Source organism: Paenibacillus oryzisoli, assembly GCF_001653565.1.
GTDB lineage: Bacteria > Bacillota > Bacilli > Paenibacillales > NBRC-103111 > Paenibacillus_E > Paenibacillus_E oryzisoli.
In genome coordinates, this window is the sequence record NZ_LYPB01000060.1 from 16531 (window position 1) to 37887 (window position 21357).

Here is a 21357-nt window from a genome sequence, read left to right on the forward strand (position 1 = left end):
AGGGGGCGTGCTAGCTGAGACGTCGAAAGGAGCTTGTTGATAGCGTTATGCCATAGGGTTATTTCCACATAAATGACTGGATTCGCTTGATTTTATTGAAATAGTGCTATTCGGTAACGCTATTTTTTCAAAAAACATGCATATGGAGCAAATAACGTTATGGTAGAGCTTTATTTGAGATTGCTCGTGAACTAAGCGACCTCAGGAGTCACTTTAAGCGTGCCAAATCCGTGGCATCGCTAACGGTTCTTTCCCCAGTTCTGCCCAAATATAAGAGAGCAGCAGGCGAGATTTCAAATCTCTATAAGCGGGCTCATCCCACAAATTACGGATCTCACCGGGATCTTCTTGCAGGTCAAAGAGTTCGCCGTAAGTTTGATTGTAGTAGACGGTTATCTTATACCGTTCGTCCACATAGGTTTTCTGGTGAATCGTCGTTTTCTCATGCCGGAATTCGCAAATCGCATGGTCTCGTGCATGTTCGGCTTGACCTGTCCATACGCTGCTTTGGTCAACACCTGTCATGAAGCAAGGCACCGGTAGTCCAGCCATGGAGAGGAAAGAAGGTGCGAGATCAACGAGAGATTGGATCGCATTCGAAGATCTACCCGCTGGCACATGACCAGGGTAACGAACGATGAAGGGGAGCTTGATCAGATCCTCGTAAAGGAAGCCACCTTTATACTGAAGACCATGCTGCCCGAAGAAGTGGCCATGATCGGTTGTAAATACGACAATGGTATTTTCGGCAAGCCCTAGCGCGTCTAGTCGATCCAAGATACGGCCTATGTGAGCGTCCATACAGCTGATCATGCCATAATAGGTGGCCACGAGCTGTTTGCGTTCGCTTTCTGGCAGGCGGGAATGAGAATGATAACCATGGAGGCCATATCCGCTTTCTTTTAGATAAGAAAAGTCGGGATGCTCTTCTTGTGTGAGTTGAAAATGTGGTGGATTCTTCTCATGTTCACCGGGAGTGACAGTTGGGATCGTCAATTTCTCTGGATCATACATCGTATCCCATGGCGAAGGGACTAAATAATCCGGATGAGGATCGAAGAAACTTGACCATAGGAAGAAGCCTTCATTGGACTCCTTATACTGCTCTAACAGCGCATTAGTTCGTTCTGCAATCCATGTATTATAGTGGAATTCCTCTGGAATTGCCCAATGATGCAACTGATTAGGATCCATGGTTCCCGTTGGAGCTAAGAAATAATCTCGCCAGTTCGTGAGCCCTTTCTCCTCCATCCATAGCGCATAATGTTGTCCCACATGTGCTTCATTTGTATGATTGCGCGCTAGTTCAACATGGTCAAATCCATAGAAAGTTTGATCGAATGCTTTCCAGTAATCCAGGTCTTGCAGAAGGGGATAAGCTTCTAGTGAGGGATATTCCTCTGTTCCTTTGAGCGGGTGGAAGTGGGCTTTACCAATCAGCGCTGTGCGATAATCTGCCCGCTTGAAATCTTCCCCCACGGTGTGGCGATCTTCCAGCAGCTTCGTACCGAGCGTCCATGCACCATGTTGACTTGGGTATTGGCCGGTTATAATGGAAGATCTAGTCGGTGTACATGTCGGATTAGGACAGTATGCCCGTGTGAATGTCGTTCCTTCTTGCACGAGTCGATCCAAATTAGGCGTAGATAGTTCTGGATTGAATGCGCCAATCGTATTCCAATGCTGCTGATCACTTGTGATGAGTAAAATATTCGGTTTCTTCAAGGGGGTGCCACCTTTCTATTTGCCTTCTACAAGTAGTATAGAAATAGGATCGAAAAAGTAACATGATTGAATGTTAGAAAGTTGTCATTATGTCTACTTTTTCGTAAAATTAAGAAATGAGTAGATGGGGCAAATGGAGGAACAAGATGCAAGAATATGAGATGGAATTCGCTGATGTCTGGTTCGCTATTCCTCAGCCGTTTCAAACTGCAAGTGGTTGTTGGATTGTGCGAGCAGGGCAGAATATAGCCAAGCCTACGTATCACATTGGGCCTAAGGTCATTGAACAGACGAGCTTTCATTGGATTATGCAAGGTAAGGTGAGGGTGACTTCACTTGAACATACCGTGGAATTGAGCGAAGGAGACGTTTTCTGTTTATTTCCAGGACAACCATATGTATATCAAACAATGCAAACAGAAGAGGGTATCCCGCCACTACAAATGATTTGGCTTGCCATGGAAGGCAATCAATTACCGCTATTAACAGCAGAATTTGGCATAACGCCGCATAAGTATTGGTTACATGGCATCGTGAATAACGAAGTGGGTGAAGCACTGCGAAGTGTGATCGGCGCGATTTCGGGTACGAAGAGGAATATGTTTCTTGAACAGCGGACACTCAGTGATCTATTTTATAAAATGAACCTGCAAGCAAACCGTTCTGCCTCCAAAGAGAAAGAGAACTGGCTCGCACAAGTGAAAGAGTTCTTCGATTTACACTATACGGAGCATATACGTGTCGAGGATGCGGCCAATCATTTTGGCTACCATAGGTCTCATGTGTATGCTGCATTCCTGAAGAAATATGGCACCTCACCCCAGCGTTACTTAGCCCAGAAGCGCTTAGAGAAGGGGGCTGAACTGCTCAAAACCACGTCGTTATCGGTCACGGAAATCGCCTATTCATTAGGTTATTCCGAGTTATATGCCTTCACACGGGCATTTACGACCTATAAGGGAGTCTCCCCACGCACCTATCGGGGGTAATCGCCAATACGCTACGAGTATCTCGCAGGTGATACACCGGTAACTCTTTTGAAAGCTTTATAAAAGTTAGAGTAGTCTTCAAATCCTGTCATTTTACATACTTCGGTCGGGGGGACGGATAACTTCAATAATTCCATGGCTTTGGCGATTCGTTTATGAATCACGTATTGTTTGAAGCTATACCCGGTTACTTTCTTGAACAGATGTGAGAAATAGTAGCGATTGATAAAGAACGTATCCTCGATATGCCGCAGCGATAGTTCATGATACAGATTGTTATGGATGTATGTGACAATGTGCTCAATCTTCGCATTATACTCGCCCTCTAGCTGGGAGGTATGGAGATGAGTGGCAATGATGTCATTAAGATGAATGAGAAGTCGAATGAAAGTCAATTCGATCAGCACCTGATTCGCAGGTTGGTTGCTATAGTGATGTTCTTCCATATCTGTGAAATATCCACCTAGTTGCTCAACCAATTTGCTTGGAATGCGGTTGAAGCTTCCGGGCTTTTTGCGTTCAAAATAGTGCAGTATAGGATAGCTCTCATTGTGATAATGTTGACAAAATTCAGGTGTGAAGAAAATGAGGATCCGCTCATAGCTGGAATCCGACGTGAAATAGGGGCGATGTATTTCCTTATTTGTGATGATCAATAGATCTCCGGGACTCAAAGAATAAGTCTGATCTTCAACTTGATAATTCACACTACCAGAAATCAGATAATAAATTTCGTAGCAATCCAACATATAAGAGCGGTGCTGCTCATCATGTGGACTTTGTGTAATGGAATGCATGTAGCTAAAGGCACCATTCTTGAGTTGAAATGATAGAAGCTTCTCGTTCATCGTATCCCTCTTGAGCTTGACTTATTTACTCTTACTATATCATAAAAATCAAAGGTAAAAAGCAAGTTATGCCATGTTTCTCGCAAGGTCTACTATAGGTTACAGCCGTGAAATGCCGCTATACTTAGCTCATTGGAGATGCAATGATCCAAGCTAATTTAGAGGGGGAATGTAAATTGAAAGCGATTTTACAGGAGAATAAAACTTTTATTCAGGGGACATGGGAACGAATTGGTGCGAAAATATCCAAAACATCCCAACGGATCCAAGATGGATTTCCCCACACGACGATCAATGGTGTCTATGACGATTGGCATGATGAGCTTTCCTGGTGGACCAATTCATTCTGGGCGGGGATCCTATGGCAGCTATACAAGGATGATCCAAGTAACGAAACCTATAAAGTGTATGCCCAAAGTATTGAGAAAAAGATGGATGCCGTTCTACATAGCTACGATCAATTACATCACGATGTAGGTTTTATGTGGCTGTTAACCTCGGTGTTGAATCATGAACTTACGGGATATCAAGGTGCAAGACAAAGGGCACTGCTAGCAGCGAGTGTATTGTCGTCACGATATAATTTCGCTGGAGGATACATTCGTGCATGGAATGGAAGTGGAAATGATGGCTGGGCAATTATTGATTGCATGATGAATATCCCATTGCTTTTCTGGGCGAGTGAACAAAGTAATGATGACCGCTTTAAACACATAGGTATCCAACATGCAGACAAGACGTTGAAAGCGTTCGTTCGCGAAGATGGATCCGTTCATCATATTGTTAGCTTTGACGAGAAAACGGGTGAAGTGGTTGATATCCCAAGGGGTCAAGGTTATGCAAGCGGATCCTCGTGGTCAAGAGGGCAGAGCTGGGCTATCTATGGGTTCGCACAAACGTATAACTGGACGGGGAAAACCGAGTATTTGCAAGCTGCGAAACGGATCGCACATTATGTATTAACGTGTTTACCCCTTAATGGTTATGTACCGTTATGCGATTATAGACAACCCGCCAATGCCACGCTGTTAGATAGTTCAGCTGGGGCCATTACCGCTTGCGGATTGATTGAAATTGCTAAAGCCGTTCCAGAGGCAGAGAAAGATTTGTACTTACAATCCGCTATCTTGATTCTCAAGGCGCTTGATGAGCAATGTGCCATCTGGGATCTATCTGATGAATGCCTGTTAACGAAAGCAACAGCAGCGTTTCATCCTGGCAACAATCCACGCACGGCTGTCGAGAATGGGGCATTGATCTACGGAGACTATTATTTCTTGGAAGCGATTGCGAAGCTGAGAGCGTTATTGTAGGAGCCTTCGTTCGTATGAAAGCCTCCAGCACATATGAATTCATCAAAACAAGACCGGTTTCCTTGGTATCCAAGGGAGGCGGTTTATTTCATTTTTGACGGTTGAACGTTGACCATTGTCCTTCGGAATGCCATAATCGATGATAAAACGAAATAGGGAGTCGGCCAACTATGGGATTACGTGCAGTCTTTGATACGTATCGGCATATGAAAATCAAAAATAAATTGTCGATTTTGATTACGATGATTATCGCGGTTTCATTGGCATTTACAATTATGATCCAGCAATATGTGTTTTCGATCTACGATGGGCAAATTTATGATAAATCTTCACGCGTACTCAATTTATCATCTACGGCGATCGAAACAGAGTTAAAGCGGTTGCAACAGCTCTCGTATCGGATTCTGGCAGAGGAGCAGGTGCAAGATTGGTTAACTTCGCTTAAGAAAAATCCGTCGGATTATGACCGACTCATCATTAGTCAATACTTGGTAGATCGCCTGATCAGCTATTCAGGTGAAGAACCTTACTTATTTTCCATTCAGATTATGGATGCCAAAGGAAATGAGCATGAGGGCGGTAACATTCTAAGAATGGACGCCGAACGGAAAAGGCAGATTATGAACGTGGCAGCAGAGGGGAATGGGGAAAATCGTTGGATATATCCCGACAGCAAGGACTCCGCATTGATTGCAACGCGGGAAATTCGCTCCTTTCATAGAACAAACTTTGATTTGGACTATCTTGGAACATTAGTCATTCGAATCAATATTGAGAAACTTGTGCGCGATATCGCACCTGAAGAGGGCGATGTGTTGATTGTATCCGATGAGCATGTCATCTTTCCAAGTGAACCTTCCTTCGATTTGACTCGTATTGCGAAACCTGCGAATGCAGGAAAAGGCTATGATATCCAGAACATGAATGGGGAAGAATATTTCATTGCCCAGATCCAGTCTCTGAATACAGGTTGGACGTATTTGAATTTAACGCCATTTAATCAAATCTTTGATCGCATTATTTTTATTAAGGAAATGGTCGTTTTCGTCTTTATTGGCATATTTGTAGTTGTCATATTGTTAGGCGTACGTTTCTCCTATAGTTTAACGCGGCCGATAGATGAACTCATGGTGCGGATGAAACTAGCGGAGAAGGGAAATTTCGAAGAGGCGAATTTATTTCCGTCAGTGGGGCAGGTAGCCATGAACGAAATAGGTCTCTTACAGCGGAGCTTCCGCTTCATGATAGAACGTATAAATACGTTGATTCAAGAGAATTATGCGAATCGCCTGCTCATTAAAGAAACGGAATTTAAGGCGTTACAGTCTCAAATTAACCCTCATTTTCTGTACAATACGTTGGAATCGATTAATTGGATGGCCAAAGTAAATCGTCAAGACAAAATTTCCGAGATGGTAGAAGCGCTGGCGTATTTGCTTCGCCACTCTGTTGATTTGAAGGAACCCATTATTACACTTGGTGAAGAAATTGATATCGTTCGCAGCTATGTGACGATACAGAAAATTCGCTTTGAAGAGCGATTGGTATTTAAACTGAATGTACCTGAAGAATTAATGAGCCGGCCTATTCCCAAATTGACCCTCCAACCATTAATGGAGAATGCGATTCATTATGCGCTGGAATCCACGATCGAACCTTGTGAAATCTCGATCCGCGGTTGGAGTACCGAAGAAGGTATCTTCCTTGCCGTTGATGATACAGGTCCAGGATTCCCGAAAGGGATGATTGAAAGGTTGCGTAATGGTGAAGTAACTACGAAAGGCAAAGGCATTGGTCTTCTCAATATCGATGATCGAATGAAGCTTGCCTTTGGAGAAGCCTATGGTATTCACGTGGATGAATCTGCTGAGCATGGGGCTTCCGTTATTCTACATTTACCCAAAGGACAGGAGGAATAAGGCATGTATAAAGTATTGTTAGTTGATGATGAGCGAATTATTCTGGATGGCATTTCACGTATGGTAGACTGGACTTCCTTACAAACGGAGCTTATGGGGACTGCACGTAATGGTGTTGAAGCCTTTGAATGTATACAGCAACAGATGCCTGATATTATCATCAGTGATATTCGTATGCCTGGGATGGACGGGCTAGAGCTTGTGGCGCGTGTCCATGAGGCATATCCGCAGATCCGCTTCGTGCTGTTATCGGGTTTTGGTGAATTTGATTATGCGAGCAGAGCAATGCAGTATGGTGTGAAACATTATTTATTGAAGCCAACGAATGAAGGGAAGATAGGGGAAGCGCTGAAGGAAATCGTGGCTGACCTTGAACAAGAAACGAGCAAGGAATCATTCGTTCGGAAGATGAAGGCGGAGCTTGAGAAAGTGATGCCGCATGTTAAGGAACAATTCCTCAAGGAGTTTGTGACCAATAAGACGTATGGCCAAGTGGATTGGGACTATTTCCGAAGCCTATTTAAGCTTGATTTTGATTACCAAATTCGACTTCTCTTATTTCAGTTGGAAGATGGGTTTGAGTTTGAGCATCTGTTTGCGATCAAGAATATTGCTCAAGAAATATTAGAAAGTCCGCTGCTTAGTACGACAATTGGCAATCATGTCTTAATTTTGCTGGAGGAATCTGAGCAAATTGATCAGCTCCATGAGCGCATCTATCATATACGAGATACTTTCCAGAGTTATTATAAAAGGGATGCAACAATTGCTCTAAGTGAGCCGAGCCATATTACTGGAGCTAGAACGCTGTATAGGCAATGTTTGAATCTGCTTAATTATCGCTTTTATTTGGGAGAGGGAAGCCTCATTACCCGCAAGGACACCGAAGTATCCCAAGAGGCTTCGCCCAAGGAGCTTGTTTGGGATGAAGAACGACTCAATATGTCCGTAAGGTCTGGACATCGTGAGGAAGCGGAAGCGGCTTTGCTTGCTTTTATCGGGGATCTGAAAGAAGCTCAGCTTGATATTGATGCGACGAAATCCTATGTCATTCAGCAGTTTGTTTCCCTTATTCGACAGTGCGCTCCAGACGAGATGAATCACTATTTCACTCAAATTCCCTTGATTGTGGAAATGAATACGCTTCAGATGATTCAAACGTTTATGGAAAACGTCGTTATTACCATGACGGAACGATTCTATGGTCTTAATAAAGTGAAGCATAGTGCGATTGTTCAAAAAGTGATAGACGTTATTAATTCCCAGCTAGGCAACTCAGAGTTGAGCTTGAATTGGGTTGCGCATGATATGTTGTATATGAATGCAGACTATCTTGGAAAACTATTTAAGAAGGAAACAGGAGAGAAATTTTCTAATTATGTGATGAAAACGAGAATAAACCGTGCTACAGAAATGATTGCAGAGGATGCGGATGTGAAGATATTTGAGCTCGCTGAGCGACTTGGTTTCGGAGACAATCCCCAATATTTTAGTCAAGTATTCAAAAAATATCGTGGTTCGACCCCCTCTGAATACATGAAATCGACAGACACCTCTGCATTTTAAACAAATAGGTCTGTATTTTGGATTAACGTTTGCTCCTTCCAGCGGCATAATACGAGTAGAAAGAAAACGATTACAACTTTGGGGAGGAAATAACAGATGAAAAAAGTCATGTTTACGGTTATCTCGGCTGCTTTACTACTTGCAGGTTGCGGTACAAGCGGTTCTAGCGGTTCAACAAGCACTCCAAGCACAGGCACTAGCCCAGCAGCAAGTTCAGCACCAACGACAAGTACCAAAGCGAATCCCGTTACTTTGCGCGTAGCTTGGTGGGGTGGACAAGCACGTCATGACTATACATTGAAAGTCATTGAACTATATCAGCAGAAGCACCCGAACGTGAAAATCGAATCAGAGTACGCTGCATTCGACGATTATTGGAAGAAGCTTGCTCCACAAGCTGCTGCTAACGGATTGCCAGACGTTTTCCAAATGGACGTATCCTACCTCACGCAATATGGAACTAGAGGGCAATTGGAAGATTTGACACCATTTACAACAAGCGGCGTTCTGAATGTGAAAGATATTGCTGAAAACAGTATTTCTGGCGGTAAAATTGACGGCAAACTTGTTGCAATGAACGCGGGATCCAATGCTCTTGGTGGTACTGTCGATCCGCAAATGTTGAAAGACAATGGGATTACGCTAAAGGAAGATTGGACATTTGGTGACTTGGATGCAGTCGGTGCGACCCTGAAAGCGAAAGGAAAGTTGCTTGCTGGTGACCTTCGTCATGACGTATACTTCCCGTTCTATCTGAGAAGCGTTGGACAGAAGTTATACGCGGCAGATGGTGCTAGTCTTGGCTATACCGATGATAAAGCCTTTGTTGACTACTACACGATGTACAAAAAATGGTATGATTCCGGTTACTTGCTGCCGCTAGATAAGTTGGCACAGAAAAAAGGAACAGCGGAAGACGATGAAATGGTACTAGGCAATGCGGCTGCTACATTCGCTTGGTCTAACCAGTTCATTGGGTTCAACACTGCTGCGAAACGTTCACTTGATATCATGAAGACGCCAAGCTGGAGCCAAAACAAAGCGCTGTTCTTGAAACCTAGTATGTTCTGGTCAGTGTCCAAAAACTCCAAGAACAAAGAAGAAGCAGCAAAATTCGTCGACTTCTTGATTAACGATATCGACGCGAACAAAATCATCATGGGCGAGCGCGGTGTACCTGTTTCCTCCAAAGTAAAAGAAGCTTTGATGCCGCTGTTGACGCCTGAACAAAAGAAAGTATTCGAGTACGTTGCATGGGCTGAGAAGAACGCTTCCCCAATGGATCCGCCAAACCCAATCGGCTCCGTTGAAGTAGAGAAATTGCTTAAAGACACCGCGGAACAAATCATGTACAAGAAATTAACGGTTGAAGAAGGCGCAGCGAAATTCCGTAAAGACGCGAACGCAATCTTGGCTAAAAACAAAAAATAAGCTGGCTCCCAAGCCTCCGCATACCAAGTGTGCGGGGGCTTTTCATTGTTCAGCCGGGATCGTCAGCATTAGTGATGTTTTTCATCGCTAAAGGGCGAGTGAAGAGTCGGATCCGCCGGGGTCGTCAGCGTTAGTGATGTTTTTCATCACTAAAGGGCGAGTGAAGAGTCGGATCCGCCGGGATCGTCAGCATTAGTGATGTTTTTCATCACTAAAGGGCAGGTGAAGAGTCGGATCCGCCGGGATCGTCAGCGTTAGTGATGTTTTTCGTCACTAAAGGGCAGTTGAAGAGTCGGATCCGCCGGGATCGTCAGCATTAGTGATGTTTTTCATCACTAAAGGGCAGGTGAAGAGTCGGATCCGCCGGGGTCGTCAGCATTAGTGATGTTTTTCATCACTAAAGGGCAGGTGAAGAGTCGGATCCGCCGGGATCGTCAGCATTAGTGATGTTTTTCATCACTAAAGGGCAGGTGAAGAGTCGGAACCGCCGGGATCGTCAGCATTAGTGATGTTTTTCATCACTAACGGGCAGGTGAAGAGTCGGATCCGCCGGGATCGTCAGCATTAGTGATGTTTTTCATCACTAACGGGCAGGTGAAGAGTCGGATCCGCCGGGATCGTCAGCATTAGTGATGTTTTTCGTCACTAAAGGGCAGGTGAAGAGTCGGAACCGCCGGGATCGTCAGCTTTAGTGATGTTTTTCATCACTAAAGGGCAGGTGAAGAGTCGGATCCGCCGGGGTCGTCAGCATTAGTGATGTTTTTCATCACTAAAGGGCAGGTGAAGAGTCGGATCCGCCGGGGTCGTCAGCATTAGTGATGTTTTTCATCACTAAAGGGCAGGTGAAGAGTCGGATCCGCCGGGGTCGTCAGCATTAGTGATGTTTTTCATCACTAAAGGGCAGGTGAAGAGTCGGATCCGCCGGGGTCGTCAGCATTAGTGATGTTTTTCATCACTAAAGGGCAGGTGAAGAGTCGGAACCGTCGGGAATGACAGCTTCGAACTAGCCGTACCCACAATAGAAATGAACTTCCAATCGAAGAATGTAACCGCTACTATCAGTCTGTTATTTATACAAACAGGACGGTTTTTTGCCTTCTGGCAGCTCATCAATTCTTTTATAATGAAAATACAAAAGAGAGGAAGCGAGGCTTCCACTTCAAAAATCGACGTTAGGGGTTGATCACCAATGAACAAGCTGCGTTATAACGATAACCTGGTGGGGTACATATTTGCTTCCCCTTTCATTCTGGGGTTTCTCATCTTCACACTGTATCCGATTTTTTCTTCACTCTTCTACTCATTTACGGATTACAACCTCTTTGATGCTCCCAATTTTATCGGTTTTGACAACTATGAGAAAATGTTTACCGCGGACGATAAGTATTGGAAATCCGTCAGTGTAACCTTCACGTACGTGTTCGCAAGTGTGCCATTACGACTTGCATTCGCCTTGATGGTGGCGGTTCTGCTCAATAAAGCAGTCTCTGGTATCGGCGTGTATCGCTCCTCGTTTTACTTGCCTTCCTTGATCGGGGGCAGCGTGGCCGTATCCATCATGTGGACGCAAGTGTTCGGAGATAAAGGTTTGGTGAATTCAGCCCTAGGTGCTATCGGAATTCACACAGATACATCTTGGATTGGGAATCCGTCGACAGCGCTATGGACGCTGATTGCTTTGTCCGTCTGGCAGTTCGGTTCTTCCATGTTGATCTTTCTTGCCGGTCTCAAAAACATTCCAGCTTCTTATTATGAAGCGGCTAGCGTAGACGGCGCGAATAAAATTCGTCAGTTTTTCAAAATCACATTGCCACTGCTTAGCCCAATTATCCTGTTCAATCTGATCATGCAAACTATCTCTGCTTTCATGACCTTTACGCCGGCCTACATTATCTCACGCGGCGAAGGTGGACCACTGGATAATACCCTACTATATTCTTTGTACTTATATCGCAGAGCATTCCAATTCTACGAAATGGGTTATGCTTCCGCGATGGCATGGGTCATGCTAATTCTAGTCGGTATCATTGCACTCGTTATTTTCCAAACATCGAAATACTGGGTGTACTACGAAAACAAAGGAGAGAAATAACATGGCACATTCGAATCCCTACAGACGCGTTGGCTATCATCTCCTTCTAGTTCTGGGCTCGCTTATCATGATGTACCCCATCATTTGGTTGCTTGCTAGCTCGTTGAAGCCAAACAGTGAAATTTTTTCAACCGCTTACAGCTTGATTCCGAGCAAGATTGCCTGGGAGAACTTTCAAACAGGGTGGAGAGGCTTCGCAGGTAATTCATTCGGCCGCTTCTTCATGAACTCGTTCTATATCGTAATCTTGTCCACGATCGGTGCGGTAGCTAGTTCTGCCCTTGTTGCTTATGCGTTTGGCCGTATCCCATTTTTCGGTAGAAACTTCTGGTTCGGCTGTATGATGTTAACGATGATGCTGCCGCATGATGTTACTATCATTCCGCAATATGTACTGTTCGCAAAATTAGAATGGATTGGATCCTTCAAGCCGATCATCGTCCCGCAGTTCTTTGCGATTCCATTCTTTATCTTCCTGATTATGCAGTTCATTCGGACGATTCCTATTGAGCTTGATGAAGCTGCCAAAATGGACGGTTGCAGTAAATACAGCATCTTTTTCCGGATTTTGGTTCCACTTATCGTGCCAGCACTCATCACATCAACGATTTTCTCCTTCTACTGGCGCTGGGAAGATTTCATTAACCCGCTGTTATACTTAAATAAACCGAGCATGTACCCTGTGTCGCTGGCTTTGAAATTATTCTTGGATGGAGAGTCAGTTAACAACTGGGGCGGCATGTTCGCCATGGCATCCGCGTCACTGGTACCGATTGTTGTCGTGTTCTTCATTTTCCAACGGTACATCGTTGATGGGATTAGCACAAGCGGATTGAAAGGATAGAGAATAGAGGATGAGAGGAGAGCTTATAGATATGCCTAAATTAGTATTTGAGGAAAATGATATCAGAGCAGCCATTGACCGTGTGGTAGATCGCACGTTTCGGATGGACTTCGGATGGGATTGGCCAGGTGGTGTTGCCTTTTATGGGGTATGCGAAGCCTATGAGGCAACTGGAAATGAGTCCTATCTTACTAGGCTGAAAGCTTGGGTGGATGAAAATATGGAGGATGGCTTGCCGAAACTTTCGGTCAATGCGGTTTCCATCGGACACTCCCTTCTGACGCTCTATGAGGTGACCCAAGAAGAGAAATACCTAGACACGGTGAAGGAAATGGCTGATTTCCTTGCGAACCAAGCGGAACGGTTTGGGGACGACATTCTCCAGCATACAGTTAATTCGGAGACGTATAACTTTCCAGAACAAGCTTGGGTAGATACGATGTTCATGGCGGGGTACTTCCTACTTCGTGTTGGTAAATTACTGAATAAAGATGATTACTTCGAGCTCGGCTTGAAGCAGTATCATGGACATGAGAACGTCTTGCAGGATGCAAAGACGAATCTGTACTATCATGGCTGGGATAATATCGCGCAAAATAACATGTCCGCCATGTTCTGGGCTCGCGGTAACTCCTGGGCGGCCCTGACGATGGCACGTGCACTTCATCTCGTAGAAGTAACGCATCCATCATTCATGATTATTGATGGATCGCTGCGTGACCAACTAAGCGCACTTGTCCGCTTGCAGGATGAATCAGGTTTGTGGCACACCATTCTGGATGATGATACAGCTCCGCTGGAAACTTCCGGATCAGCGGGAATTGCCGCAGCACTGCTAACGCGAGGGCGACTGTATAACAAATACACGCAGAAATCGATAGACGGTATCTTAGCACGAATTACCGAGGAAGGCACAGTTACTGGTGTCTCCGCGGGTACGGCTGTCATGAAAAACGCCGAAGGCTACAAAGGCGTGCCGGACAAACGCATTCAAGGTTGGGGACAAGGGTTAACCTTGACGTTCCTAGCTGAGATGCTGAATTCGAAGAAGAACAGCTTCGGAAACGGGTGCTAGAGGAAGTGTTAAGACATTCTAGCCCGACCTAGTCCCAAACTAGCTGAATCTAGCCTTCGTCGCCCAACCTAGCGAATCCTAGTCGGTTAGATGGAAAATCTACAGTTATTTCAACGGATTTCCGTTCAAAATTTAGTTTAAATGGAAAGCCTCCAGTTATAATCGGTCATTCTCTGCGAAACGCACAGAAACGCCAAGATTAACTGGAGGTTTTCTTGTTATTTCATTTAATTAGCAGAAAAAGCAAAAATAGATGGAGGATTTCCATCTATTTTCCAGTTTTGACAAGTTTGATTTCTTGGAATTATGACGTCTACTTCTTGCGCCCATACTGCTTCCCGATATCCATCATCCGTCGGTACAACTTGCGATTAGACATGTTTTTCAGCGGGTAGAATTGGGGTCTCGTATTCACTTCGAGTATCCATGGTACCCCTTTGGAATCAATTGCGACATCGAGACCAAGTTCCCGGAATCCTCGATTGTGATTGTCAAAAGCATACCCAACCGCCACGCCTAGTTGTTTCAGTTGCGCTTCACGCTCTTGAATATCTGCAGAGTTGTAGCCTGCTCCGCGCATCGTGGGCTTGAAATAGCCAATAGTTCCGCCTTGATTATAGTTCGTAGCTACTTTTCCTTGTCTGCCAATTTTGGCGAAGAGGGCCGTGCTGACCCACACACCTTGATTGTTTTTCTGTACCATCACTCGAATATCGAAGGGTCTGCCATTCGTCTTGGCAAGCTTAATCCCTTTCTGAAGCAAATAAGAGCGCTTTCCCGCATGTTTGGACAAGTTACTATGCAATTTCTTCCTTGTGGCATAGAAGTGTTTCGTCCGATTCAATTGGGTTTGGAAGCCCTCAGGCTTCCTTGTAATACGTATAATATTTGAACCTCCAGAACCATCTGTAGGCTTGAAAAAGACAGTCGTATAGTCATCTAACATCATGTGCAAATTGGTTTTCGTAAAAAGCAATGTTCGAGGGACGTAGTGACGCAACTGAGGTTGCTCAAGCAGCCACTTTGTTTTACGCCATTTGCTCTTGATTGAACTGCTTTTATACGTGGGCATGGGGAGTACACCTCTTTTTAGACATCGTATGTGAGGTGTACGCTGCTTGTCAGTGCTTATACCCAGGGGAGGAATCCAATTTGCATGGCTAACGGCTTAGATGCGATGGTTTTACTTGGCAGCTGTGAATTGAATTACTTTATGTTCATAACGGTCAAGTGTGAGCGGGCCCTCAGGATAGATCGTTCCCGTGATGGGATCTACACCCTCACGTGGAAGTGTCACTCGGCCGCCTGCGCCGTCCATGTTTACCACGACCCATACCTCGCAGCCATCGCCATGTCGCGGTGCAACAATCGTTCCTGCTGTTACATCAGTACGCAAGTGCACACGGGCATCATCCGCATACCGCAGGATAAGTTTATTCAACAATTGCTCGCCAGCATCCCCCGTCGGCATGGAGCCGAGCATAACGATCTTCCCTTTGCCATAAGATCGTTCGGTCAGGAAGGCTAGACCCGGTGTCATCCCCGATTCGATGGTGCCAATCGCAATAGCCTCCTTCGGCTCGAAGACGGAGCTCCATAGTGAAAGCGGAGCAGCAACCTCAAAGGCGTTGCCGATCGAGCCAGTGCCGTCCATAGGGAAGGTGTAGACTGTTTCCACACCCGCGAGGTGCTCCAAATCTCCGAGTGCCGCATGCGTATGCATCGTATGCTCTTCCGTGCGACCACCAGAAAGCGGGCCAACGACCCATACTCCTCCTTCAGCAACGAAAGCAGCAGCACGTGTCATCAAATCCTCGGAGATATAAGGGAGGAATGGCGTAAACAGAAGCTTGTACCCATCCAGCTCGGCACCTTCTGGAATGAGATCCCGATGGATGCCTAGATGGAGAATCCGCTCGTAGAAACTGGTTACAAGACCCCGATGATTCAGCTTCTGATGGGGTTCAGTTTTCAGAAATGTTTTGGAACGATCCGAATAGGTCATGGCAACCTCGGCCTGCGTCGGGCGAGTTGCTAAGATAGTGGCTTCGATCTCTTGTCTTGCTTGCTCGACTTCTAACACATTCGGGAAACCAACTGTAGGCTTTCCCCACGTACTGATCACAGAACCGTGCGGCTGTTCGCAGCCTGCTCGTTGCTGCCTCCAAAGCCAATAACAGAAAGCTTCTGCTCCCAAGGCATAAGCGGCTACTGCTTCGGCTTTGAGATAACCGTTGGGATGCGGCTTGGCGTAGCTTGCAAGTGAAGCTGCATGGGAGGGACTTGTTTCCATGATCCAGTAATCGCGGCCGCGCTTAAAGTTTCGCCACAGATCATTATTTAGTAAGTAATTCGCTGGATGATCGTAAGTCGCATACGTATCGAATGACGCAAAATCCAGCTCGCGGAATAAACGCTCATTATCAACGCTGAAAGCTACGCTGCTATTGTGCGTGATCGGCGCGTCGGAGAATTGGCGGATAATCGCCGCCTGTTCGTCTGAGAACTGAGCGATTTTCTCCATGGAGAATAGTTGGTACATCGTACTAAGGGAAGAGTTGTGCAAGAACGGTACAGGACCCGGTTGCGGCACTTGTTCGAAGCTGTGATAGTTCTCGCTCCAAATTTGGGCGCTCCAAGCATCATTGAGCTCTTCAATAGTTCCGTAGCGTTCTGCTAACCAAGTATGCCACTGCGCGAGGCAGGTGCCACACATACATTCAGAGACATGCGCTTTGAATTCATTGTCGATCTGCCAACCGATCAGGCCAGGTAAATGACCAATAGCTCTTGCGATGTGCTCCGTGATGATAGCCGCTTTTTCACGAAAATAGGGATGATTCGTACAAGCATGCTGACGGGAGCCATGGCCCATCACTTGAAGCTGCTCATTCACATACATCCGTTCGGGATGGCCATGTGTGAACCAAATGGGCGGTGTAGGTGTCGGCGTACACATAACGGTTTCTATCCCATTTTCATGCAAGAGGTTAACCATTCGCACAAAAAATCCAAGGTCAATATTTCCCTCTGTTGGCTCCATATTCGACCAGGCAAATTCGCCTATTCGCACAACATTTATGCCTGCTTGCTTCATAAGAACGATATCTTGTTCAATGACGGATTGATCCCAAAGCTCAGGATACCAAGCTGCTCCATGATATAACTTTTTACCCATTATCATCATCCATCCTTTTTTATCAGAAAGTTAGTTTCTACTATAAATGCTATTGTAATCAGGGGCAATAACACATTCTTGCTGGGTAAAAAAGGAAGTGTCGACTGTTTTGCTCGGTTTGCACTTTCTTGCTGCAACACAATTTCAGTGACTTGGAAGGGCTTACAAGAATGTCTGATTGGCGGTAAATCACTGGGGATGCATACTAAGGCTACAAACGCTCTCGAGGCGATCATGACATGGAGGTGAAAAGGATGAAGCAGGGGGCTGCTCCTAACAACAGAGAGCTGATTCAGGTGAGCGAGGCACAAGGGCTTCGCAGGTCACAGGTGTGGGCGAGGTTGCGCAAAGATAAATGGATCTACGCATTGTTAACACCGGGCTTATTGTATTTCATTATTTTTAAATATGTACCCATGTGGGGTGTATTGCTTGCCTTTAAGAATTATCAGCCTTTTCTAGGCTTTTGGAAGAGTGACTGGGTTGGCTTGGAGCATTTTCGTGTTTTTTTTCAGAATCCAGAGTTTGTCATGCTCCTTCGCAATACATTGTTGCTTTCGTTATATAATTTGGTCTTTTACTTCCCGGCACCGATTGTGCTGGCGCTCTTATTAAATGAAGTCAGGGTCAATATGTATAAACGAACTATCCAGACGTTAATTTATGTGCCGCATTTCATATCTTTAGTCATTGTAGCTTCCTTGACTTATGTCTTCTTAACGACGCAAGGAGGGTTGGTTAACGAGCTTTTGGAGAAATATGTGGGTCATAAAATTGACTTCTTAGCGAGTCCCGAATGGTTTCGGCCCATGATTATTATGCAAACGATGTGGAAGGAATGCGGGTTTGGCACGATTATCTTCCTTGCCGCGCTTGCTGGGGTCGATGTGGAACAATATGAAGCCTCCATTGTGGATGGCGCTAACCGCTTCCGGCAGCTGTGGCACATTACGCTGCCATCGATTCGCAGCACAATCGTAATTCTGCTCATCTTGCGAATGGGGGATGTATTGGATAACGGCTTTGAGCAAATTTTCCTCATGCTGAATCCATTGAACAGGGAAGTAGCGGAAGTATTTGATACTTATGTCTATATGATGGGGATCACACAAGGCGCATTTAGTTATAGTACAGCAGTTGGTTTGTTTAAAGCGGTCATTGGCGTCATTCTGGTACTTGGCGCGAACTGGACAGCGAAGAGATTCGGACAATCCGGCATTTATTAATACGAATATTGAGAGTAAAGGAGGAGACGGGTTTTGGCCAAACAGTATAAGAGTGTTCCCGGAACCATCTTCGATGTAAGCAATTATGTGGTTCTAGGTATTATTGGTATCGTAGCCATTTTGCCATTTCTCTATGTCATAGCAGGATCGTTTGCTTCGGATGCAGAGCTGACCCAACGTGCCGTATTCTTGATACCTGAGCAATTCACCTTAGCGTCGTACCGGTTTATTTTCTCGACAAGTACAATTGTGAAAAGTATCGGGGTATCGCTTTATGTGATGGTTGTGGGGACCATCGTGAACTTGTTCTTCACCGTTACGATGGCATATGCCCTATCGAAGAGGAGTTTAATGGGACGTAATACAGTACTCAATCTGATTATTTTCTCCATGCTGTTCGGTGGTGGATTAATTCCGACCTTTCTGGTTGTGCGTGAGCTGCACATGTTGGATACCTACTGGGCATTGATGATTCCTGGGGCGATTAGCGCCTTTAACTTGATTATAGTCAAAAACTTTTTTCAAGAAATCCCACCCGAATTAGAAGAAGCAGCGAAGATCGATGGCTGTACGGAGATTGGTCTTCTGTGGCGGATCGTGCTGCCCTTATCCATGCCTGTATTGGCAACGTTCACGTTATTTTATGCAGTTGGTCATTGGAATAACTTCTTCTCTGCTTTACTGTACATCAACGATCCAGCCAAATGGCCTCTTCAGGTCATGCTCAGACAGATTGTTTTGCTGTCGCAAGCTGCAGCTGGCGATATTAATTCCATGGATCCGAATTTCGTGAAACCGCCCGAGCAGTCGATCAAGATGGCTGTTATCGTTGTGGGTACCATTCCTATTTTGCTTGTCTATCCGTTCCTGCAAAAACATTTTGCCAAAGGGGTCTTGATCGGCTCGGTCAAGGGGTAACGGATTACGATAGAGGCAAGTCCAAACCTTAGAGGAGGCATGTTTATATGAAGAAAAATGCGAAAAAATGGGTTACTGTAGCAACGGTAGGTACAGCTGTCGTAACAACTATGGTCGGTTGCTCCAGTGACAAAGAGGGTTCAGCGACACCAGCAACATCCGCCTCAACCACACAAGCAGCTACACAGACTAAGGCACCAGAAAATCTAGCCCCACTGGAACTAAGCATCATGCTGCCGATCTTCAAAACGAATTTTCCGAAAGATGATGGCCCTGTTACGACTGAAATTGAGAAGAAAACCAACACAAATATTCATTTGGAGTGGGTACCAAACGCTTCCTACACAGATAAATTCAATATTACTTTGGCTTCTGGCAAACTTCCGCAGATCATTTATGTGGGTGATGTGAAAAACCCAAGCTTCGTTAACGCGGCTAAATCAGGCGCATTCTGGGAAATTGGGAAATATCTGAAGGATTACCCGAACTTAAGCAAAGCCAACCAAGTCATTATGAACAACTCATCTATCGATGGGAAAAATTACGGCATTTATCGTGGGCGTGCGCTGGGTCGAAATGGGATTAATTACCGGAAGGACTGGCTAGAAGCAGTAGGAATGCAGCAACCGAAAACGATTGATGATTTCTATGCGATGCTGAAGGCGTTTAAGGAGAAAGATCCGGATAAGAACGGAAAAGATGACACGTATGGCATGGTTTTGGTCAAATGGACAGGGCAATGGGCAAGTGGGTTTGATACGATGAAGCTCTGGTTCGGTGCACCGAACAAATGGGGGGTCGTAGACGGCAAGCTCATACCGGAGCATCAAACGGCCGAATACATGGAAGCGCTTAAATTTATGAAGAAGCTCTATGATGAGAAGCTGATTAATCAGGATTTCGCGGTCTTTGATTCAGCTAAGTGGAACGATCCTGTGGTTAACAATCAAGCAGGGGTTATTGTCGACGTAACAGATACGGCAACGCGTATTGATGATCGTATTCATGCAGCGCTTGCGAAAGAAGGCAAAGATAATCCTAACATTCATTATGTAGATAACATGATAGGCGTCACTGGTAAAAATGGCTTGAAAGCTTTACCTACTTCTGGTTTTGCAGGCATTCTAGCGATCTCGAAGTCCAGCGTGAAAACAGAGGAAGAACTGAAGCGAGTTCTGAAATTCTTGGATCAAATGAACGAGCCGGATCTTCAAACCTTAGCCGGTTATGGAATCGAAGGTAAGCATTACACGAGAGATGGCGAAGCGCTTGTACCGAGTAAGGACACAGCTATTCTCGAGTCCGAAGTGGAAGGCTTGAACCAAATGCTGCCATTCATACCGGAAGATCGCGGCTTGAAGGTGAAGCAAACGCCGCTTCGTCTGCAAACGACGAAAATACAAAAAGAAGCGGAAGCAGTCATCGTGGCTAATCCTGTGGAGCCGTTCATCTCCTCGGTGTACTCACAAAAAGGTCAACAGCTGGATAACATCATCAACGACGCGCGCATTAAATTCATCGTTGGTCAAAGTGACGAGGGAGCTCTGAAAGCCGCATTTGAAACGTGGGAGAAATCTGGCGGGGATGATTTGGTGAAGGAAATGAACGACTTGTATGTGGCTGCGAAGAAATAAGGTAGATGGCGAGCACCCGAGAGGGTGCTCTTTCTGTTGGGCTCAAAACAGTTGTATGCTATCTTTTTCTGATATAAAGAGATACTGCTGCAGGACCATCGGTTTCTTGGACTACTTGCAGGGGGGGCCATGATTTCAAATACAATGGATGCGTCAGCGATTTGGATTTAATTGTTGTCTACGATGCTGTATACCGTGAAGAAGTAATGAATCAACGTGTTCGAATTGCAGAGAAGCTAGGAAACTTGTTATCTGGCTTTACGGGCGAACATGTGGGTGAACCGCGTTTGTTGATTTGTTTATATGGACCACCGCCACTTCACGTTGATTTGAAGTTTGTTACTGCTCAGGAACTTGAACACAGGGTTGAGGATCCTATGATCCTTTGGGAGAGAGTTGTTACCACGCTTTACAAATGACCATTAGACTCTATCAACAACTTCGTCAAGGGTTAGGTGATTTTGAGTATAAAAGAGAGGCGGAGCAAGTTTCAGTCGCTTACCTTGAATCTGTTTACGCCTCCGAATAATACAACCCATCAACGCGCAGGGACCTCAAGTCTTGCGCTTTTTTATTTTAAGCATGTATATTGAAAAGAA

At 45.3% G+C, this 21357-nt stretch carries 16 protein-coding genes; 12 read left to right on the top strand and 4 right to left on the bottom strand.

From position 1 onward, the window contains the following. Positions 1–213: 213 nt before the first annotated feature. Entirely contained in the window at positions 214–1725 is a 1512-nt protein-coding gene (locus A8708_RS12430; RefSeq protein ID WP_068663794.1) for a sulfatase family protein, read from the bottom strand. A gap of 146 nt (positions 1726–1871) precedes the next feature. On the opposite strand from A8708_RS12430, the gene A8708_RS12435 reads away from it, so the two are divergent. Next, entirely contained in the window at positions 1872–2714 is an 843-nt protein-coding gene (locus tag A8708_RS12435) for an AraC family transcriptional regulator (RefSeq protein WP_068663795.1), read from the top strand. Positions 2715–2725: 11 nt separating this feature from the next. On the opposite strand, the gene A8708_RS12440 is transcribed toward A8708_RS12435, so the two are convergent. Continuing rightward, a complete protein-coding gene (locus A8708_RS12440; RefSeq protein WP_068663796.1) occupies positions 2726–3562 on the bottom strand; it encodes a helix-turn-helix domain-containing protein in 837 nt (278 codons plus the stop codon). Between the two features lie 176 nt (positions 3563–3738). Here A8708_RS12440 and A8708_RS12445 point away from each other — a divergent pair, with 176 nt between their 5' ends. From A8708_RS12445 to A8708_RS12475, 7 genes are all read left to right on the top strand, one after another. After that, positions 3739–4875, top strand: a complete 1137-nt coding sequence (locus tag A8708_RS12445) for a glycoside hydrolase family 88 protein (protein WP_239696655.1) — start codon at positions 3739–3741, stop codon at positions 4873–4875. A gap of 170 nt (positions 4876–5045) precedes the next feature. After that, positions 5046–6794, top strand: coding sequence for a sensor histidine kinase (locus tag A8708_RS12450; RefSeq protein ID WP_068663798.1), 1749 nt, complete (start codon positions 5046–5048; stop codon positions 6792–6794). Between the two features lie 3 nt (positions 6795–6797). Then, positions 6798–8360, top strand: coding sequence for a response regulator transcription factor (locus A8708_RS12455; RefSeq protein ID WP_068663799.1), 1563 nt, complete (start codon positions 6798–6800; stop codon positions 8358–8360). A gap of 96 nt (positions 8361–8456) precedes the next feature. Then, complete coding sequence (locus A8708_RS12460) at positions 8457–9791, top strand: ABC transporter substrate-binding protein (RefSeq protein WP_068663800.1); 1335 nt, start codon at positions 8457–8459, stop codon at positions 9789–9791. A 1189-nt stretch (positions 9792–10980) separates the two neighbouring features. Then, positions 10981–11883 (top strand): carbohydrate ABC transporter permease, encoded by a 903-nt coding sequence (locus A8708_RS12465; protein WP_057309586.1) that lies wholly within the window; start codon positions 10981–10983, stop codon positions 11881–11883. Positions 11884–11950: 67 nt separating this feature from the next. Further along, positions 11951–12727: a carbohydrate ABC transporter permease gene (locus A8708_RS12470; RefSeq protein ID WP_414813245.1), complete on the top strand. Its 777-nt coding sequence runs from the start codon at positions 11951–11953 to the stop codon at positions 12725–12727. 31 nt (positions 12728–12758) lie between these two features. Beyond that, positions 12759–13802 carry a glycoside hydrolase family 88/105 protein gene (locus A8708_RS12475; RefSeq protein ID WP_068663802.1) on the top strand — a complete coding sequence of 348 codons (1044 nt, stop codon included), beginning with the start codon at positions 12759–12761 and terminating at the stop codon, positions 13800–13802. Between the two features lie 313 nt (positions 13803–14115). Here A8708_RS12475 and A8708_RS12480 read toward each other — a convergent pair whose 3' ends face one another. Beyond that, complete coding sequence (locus A8708_RS12480; RefSeq protein ID WP_068663805.1) at positions 14116–14874, bottom strand: YheC/YheD family protein; 759 nt, start codon at positions 14872–14874, stop codon at positions 14116–14118. A gap of 111 nt (positions 14875–14985) precedes the next feature. Next, complete coding sequence (locus A8708_RS12485) at positions 14986–16980, bottom strand: beta-galactosidase (RefSeq protein WP_068663806.1); 1995 nt, start codon at positions 16978–16980, stop codon at positions 14986–14988. Positions 16981–17234: 254 nt separating this feature from the next. Between A8708_RS12485 and A8708_RS12490 the strand changes: the two genes are divergently transcribed. The 4 genes from A8708_RS12490 to A8708_RS36445 all read left to right on the top strand — a co-directional run bounded on the left by A8708_RS12490 (position 17235) and on the right by A8708_RS36445 (position 21177). After that, complete coding sequence (locus A8708_RS12490; protein WP_068663807.1) at positions 17235–18206, top strand: ABC transporter permease; 972 nt, start codon at positions 17235–17237, stop codon at positions 18204–18206. A 33-nt stretch (positions 18207–18239) separates the two neighbouring features. Then, complete coding sequence (locus tag A8708_RS12495) at positions 18240–19124, top strand: carbohydrate ABC transporter permease (RefSeq protein WP_068663808.1); 885 nt, start codon at positions 18240–18242, stop codon at positions 19122–19124. A 47-nt stretch (positions 19125–19171) separates the two neighbouring features. Beyond that, the gene (locus A8708_RS12500; protein WP_068663809.1) at positions 19172–20758 is read left to right on the top strand and encodes an extracellular solute-binding protein; all 1587 of its coding nucleotides are present in this window, start codon (positions 19172–19174) and stop codon (positions 20756–20758) included. A 161-nt stretch (positions 20759–20919) separates the two neighbouring features. Next, on the top strand, positions 20920–21177 hold the full coding sequence (locus A8708_RS36445) for a hypothetical protein (RefSeq protein WP_068663810.1): 258 nt from the start codon (positions 20920–20922) through the stop codon (positions 21175–21177). Positions 21178–21357: the final 180 nt, after the last annotated feature.

Excerpts from the sequence above, each read along its gene's own strand:
- A8708_RS12485 (WP_068663806.1), bottom strand. The coding sequence starts at position 16,980 with ATGGGTAAAAAGTTATATCATGGAGCAGCTTGGTATCCTGAGCTTTGG.
- A8708_RS12440 (WP_068663796.1), bottom strand. The coding sequence starts at position 3,562 with ATGAACGAGAAGCTTCTATCATTTCAACTCAAGAATGGTGCCTTTAGC.
- A8708_RS12435 (WP_068663795.1), top strand. The coding sequence starts at position 1,872 with ATGCAAGAATATGAGATGGAATTCGCTGATGTCTGGTTCGCTATTCCT.
- A8708_RS12470 (WP_414813245.1), top strand. The coding sequence starts at position 11,951 with ATGATGTACCCCATCATTTGGTTGCTTGCTAGCTCGTTGAAGCCAAAC.
- A8708_RS12480 (WP_068663805.1), bottom strand. The coding sequence starts at position 14,874 with ATGCCCACGTATAAAAGCAGTTCAATCAAGAGCAAATGGCGTAAAACA.
- A8708_RS12490 (WP_068663807.1), top strand. The coding sequence starts at position 17,235 with ATGAAGCAGGGGGCTGCTCCTAACAACAGAGAGCTGATTCAGGTGAGC.
- A8708_RS12460 (WP_068663800.1), top strand. The coding sequence starts at position 8,457 with ATGAAAAAAGTCATGTTTACGGTTATCTCGGCTGCTTTACTACTTGCA.
- A8708_RS12465 (WP_057309586.1), top strand. The coding sequence starts at position 10,981 with ATGAACAAGCTGCGTTATAACGATAACCTGGTGGGGTACATATTTGCT.
- A8708_RS12475 (WP_068663802.1), top strand. The coding sequence starts at position 12,759 with ATGCCTAAATTAGTATTTGAGGAAAATGATATCAGAGCAGCCATTGAC.
- A8708_RS12450 (WP_068663798.1), top strand. The coding sequence starts at position 5,046 with ATGGGATTACGTGCAGTCTTTGATACGTATCGGCATATGAAAATCAAA.
- A8708_RS12500 (WP_068663809.1), top strand. The coding sequence starts at position 19,172 with ATGAAGAAAAATGCGAAAAAATGGGTTACTGTAGCAACGGTAGGTACA.
- A8708_RS12455 (WP_068663799.1), top strand. The coding sequence starts at position 6,798 with ATGTATAAAGTATTGTTAGTTGATGATGAGCGAATTATTCTGGATGGC.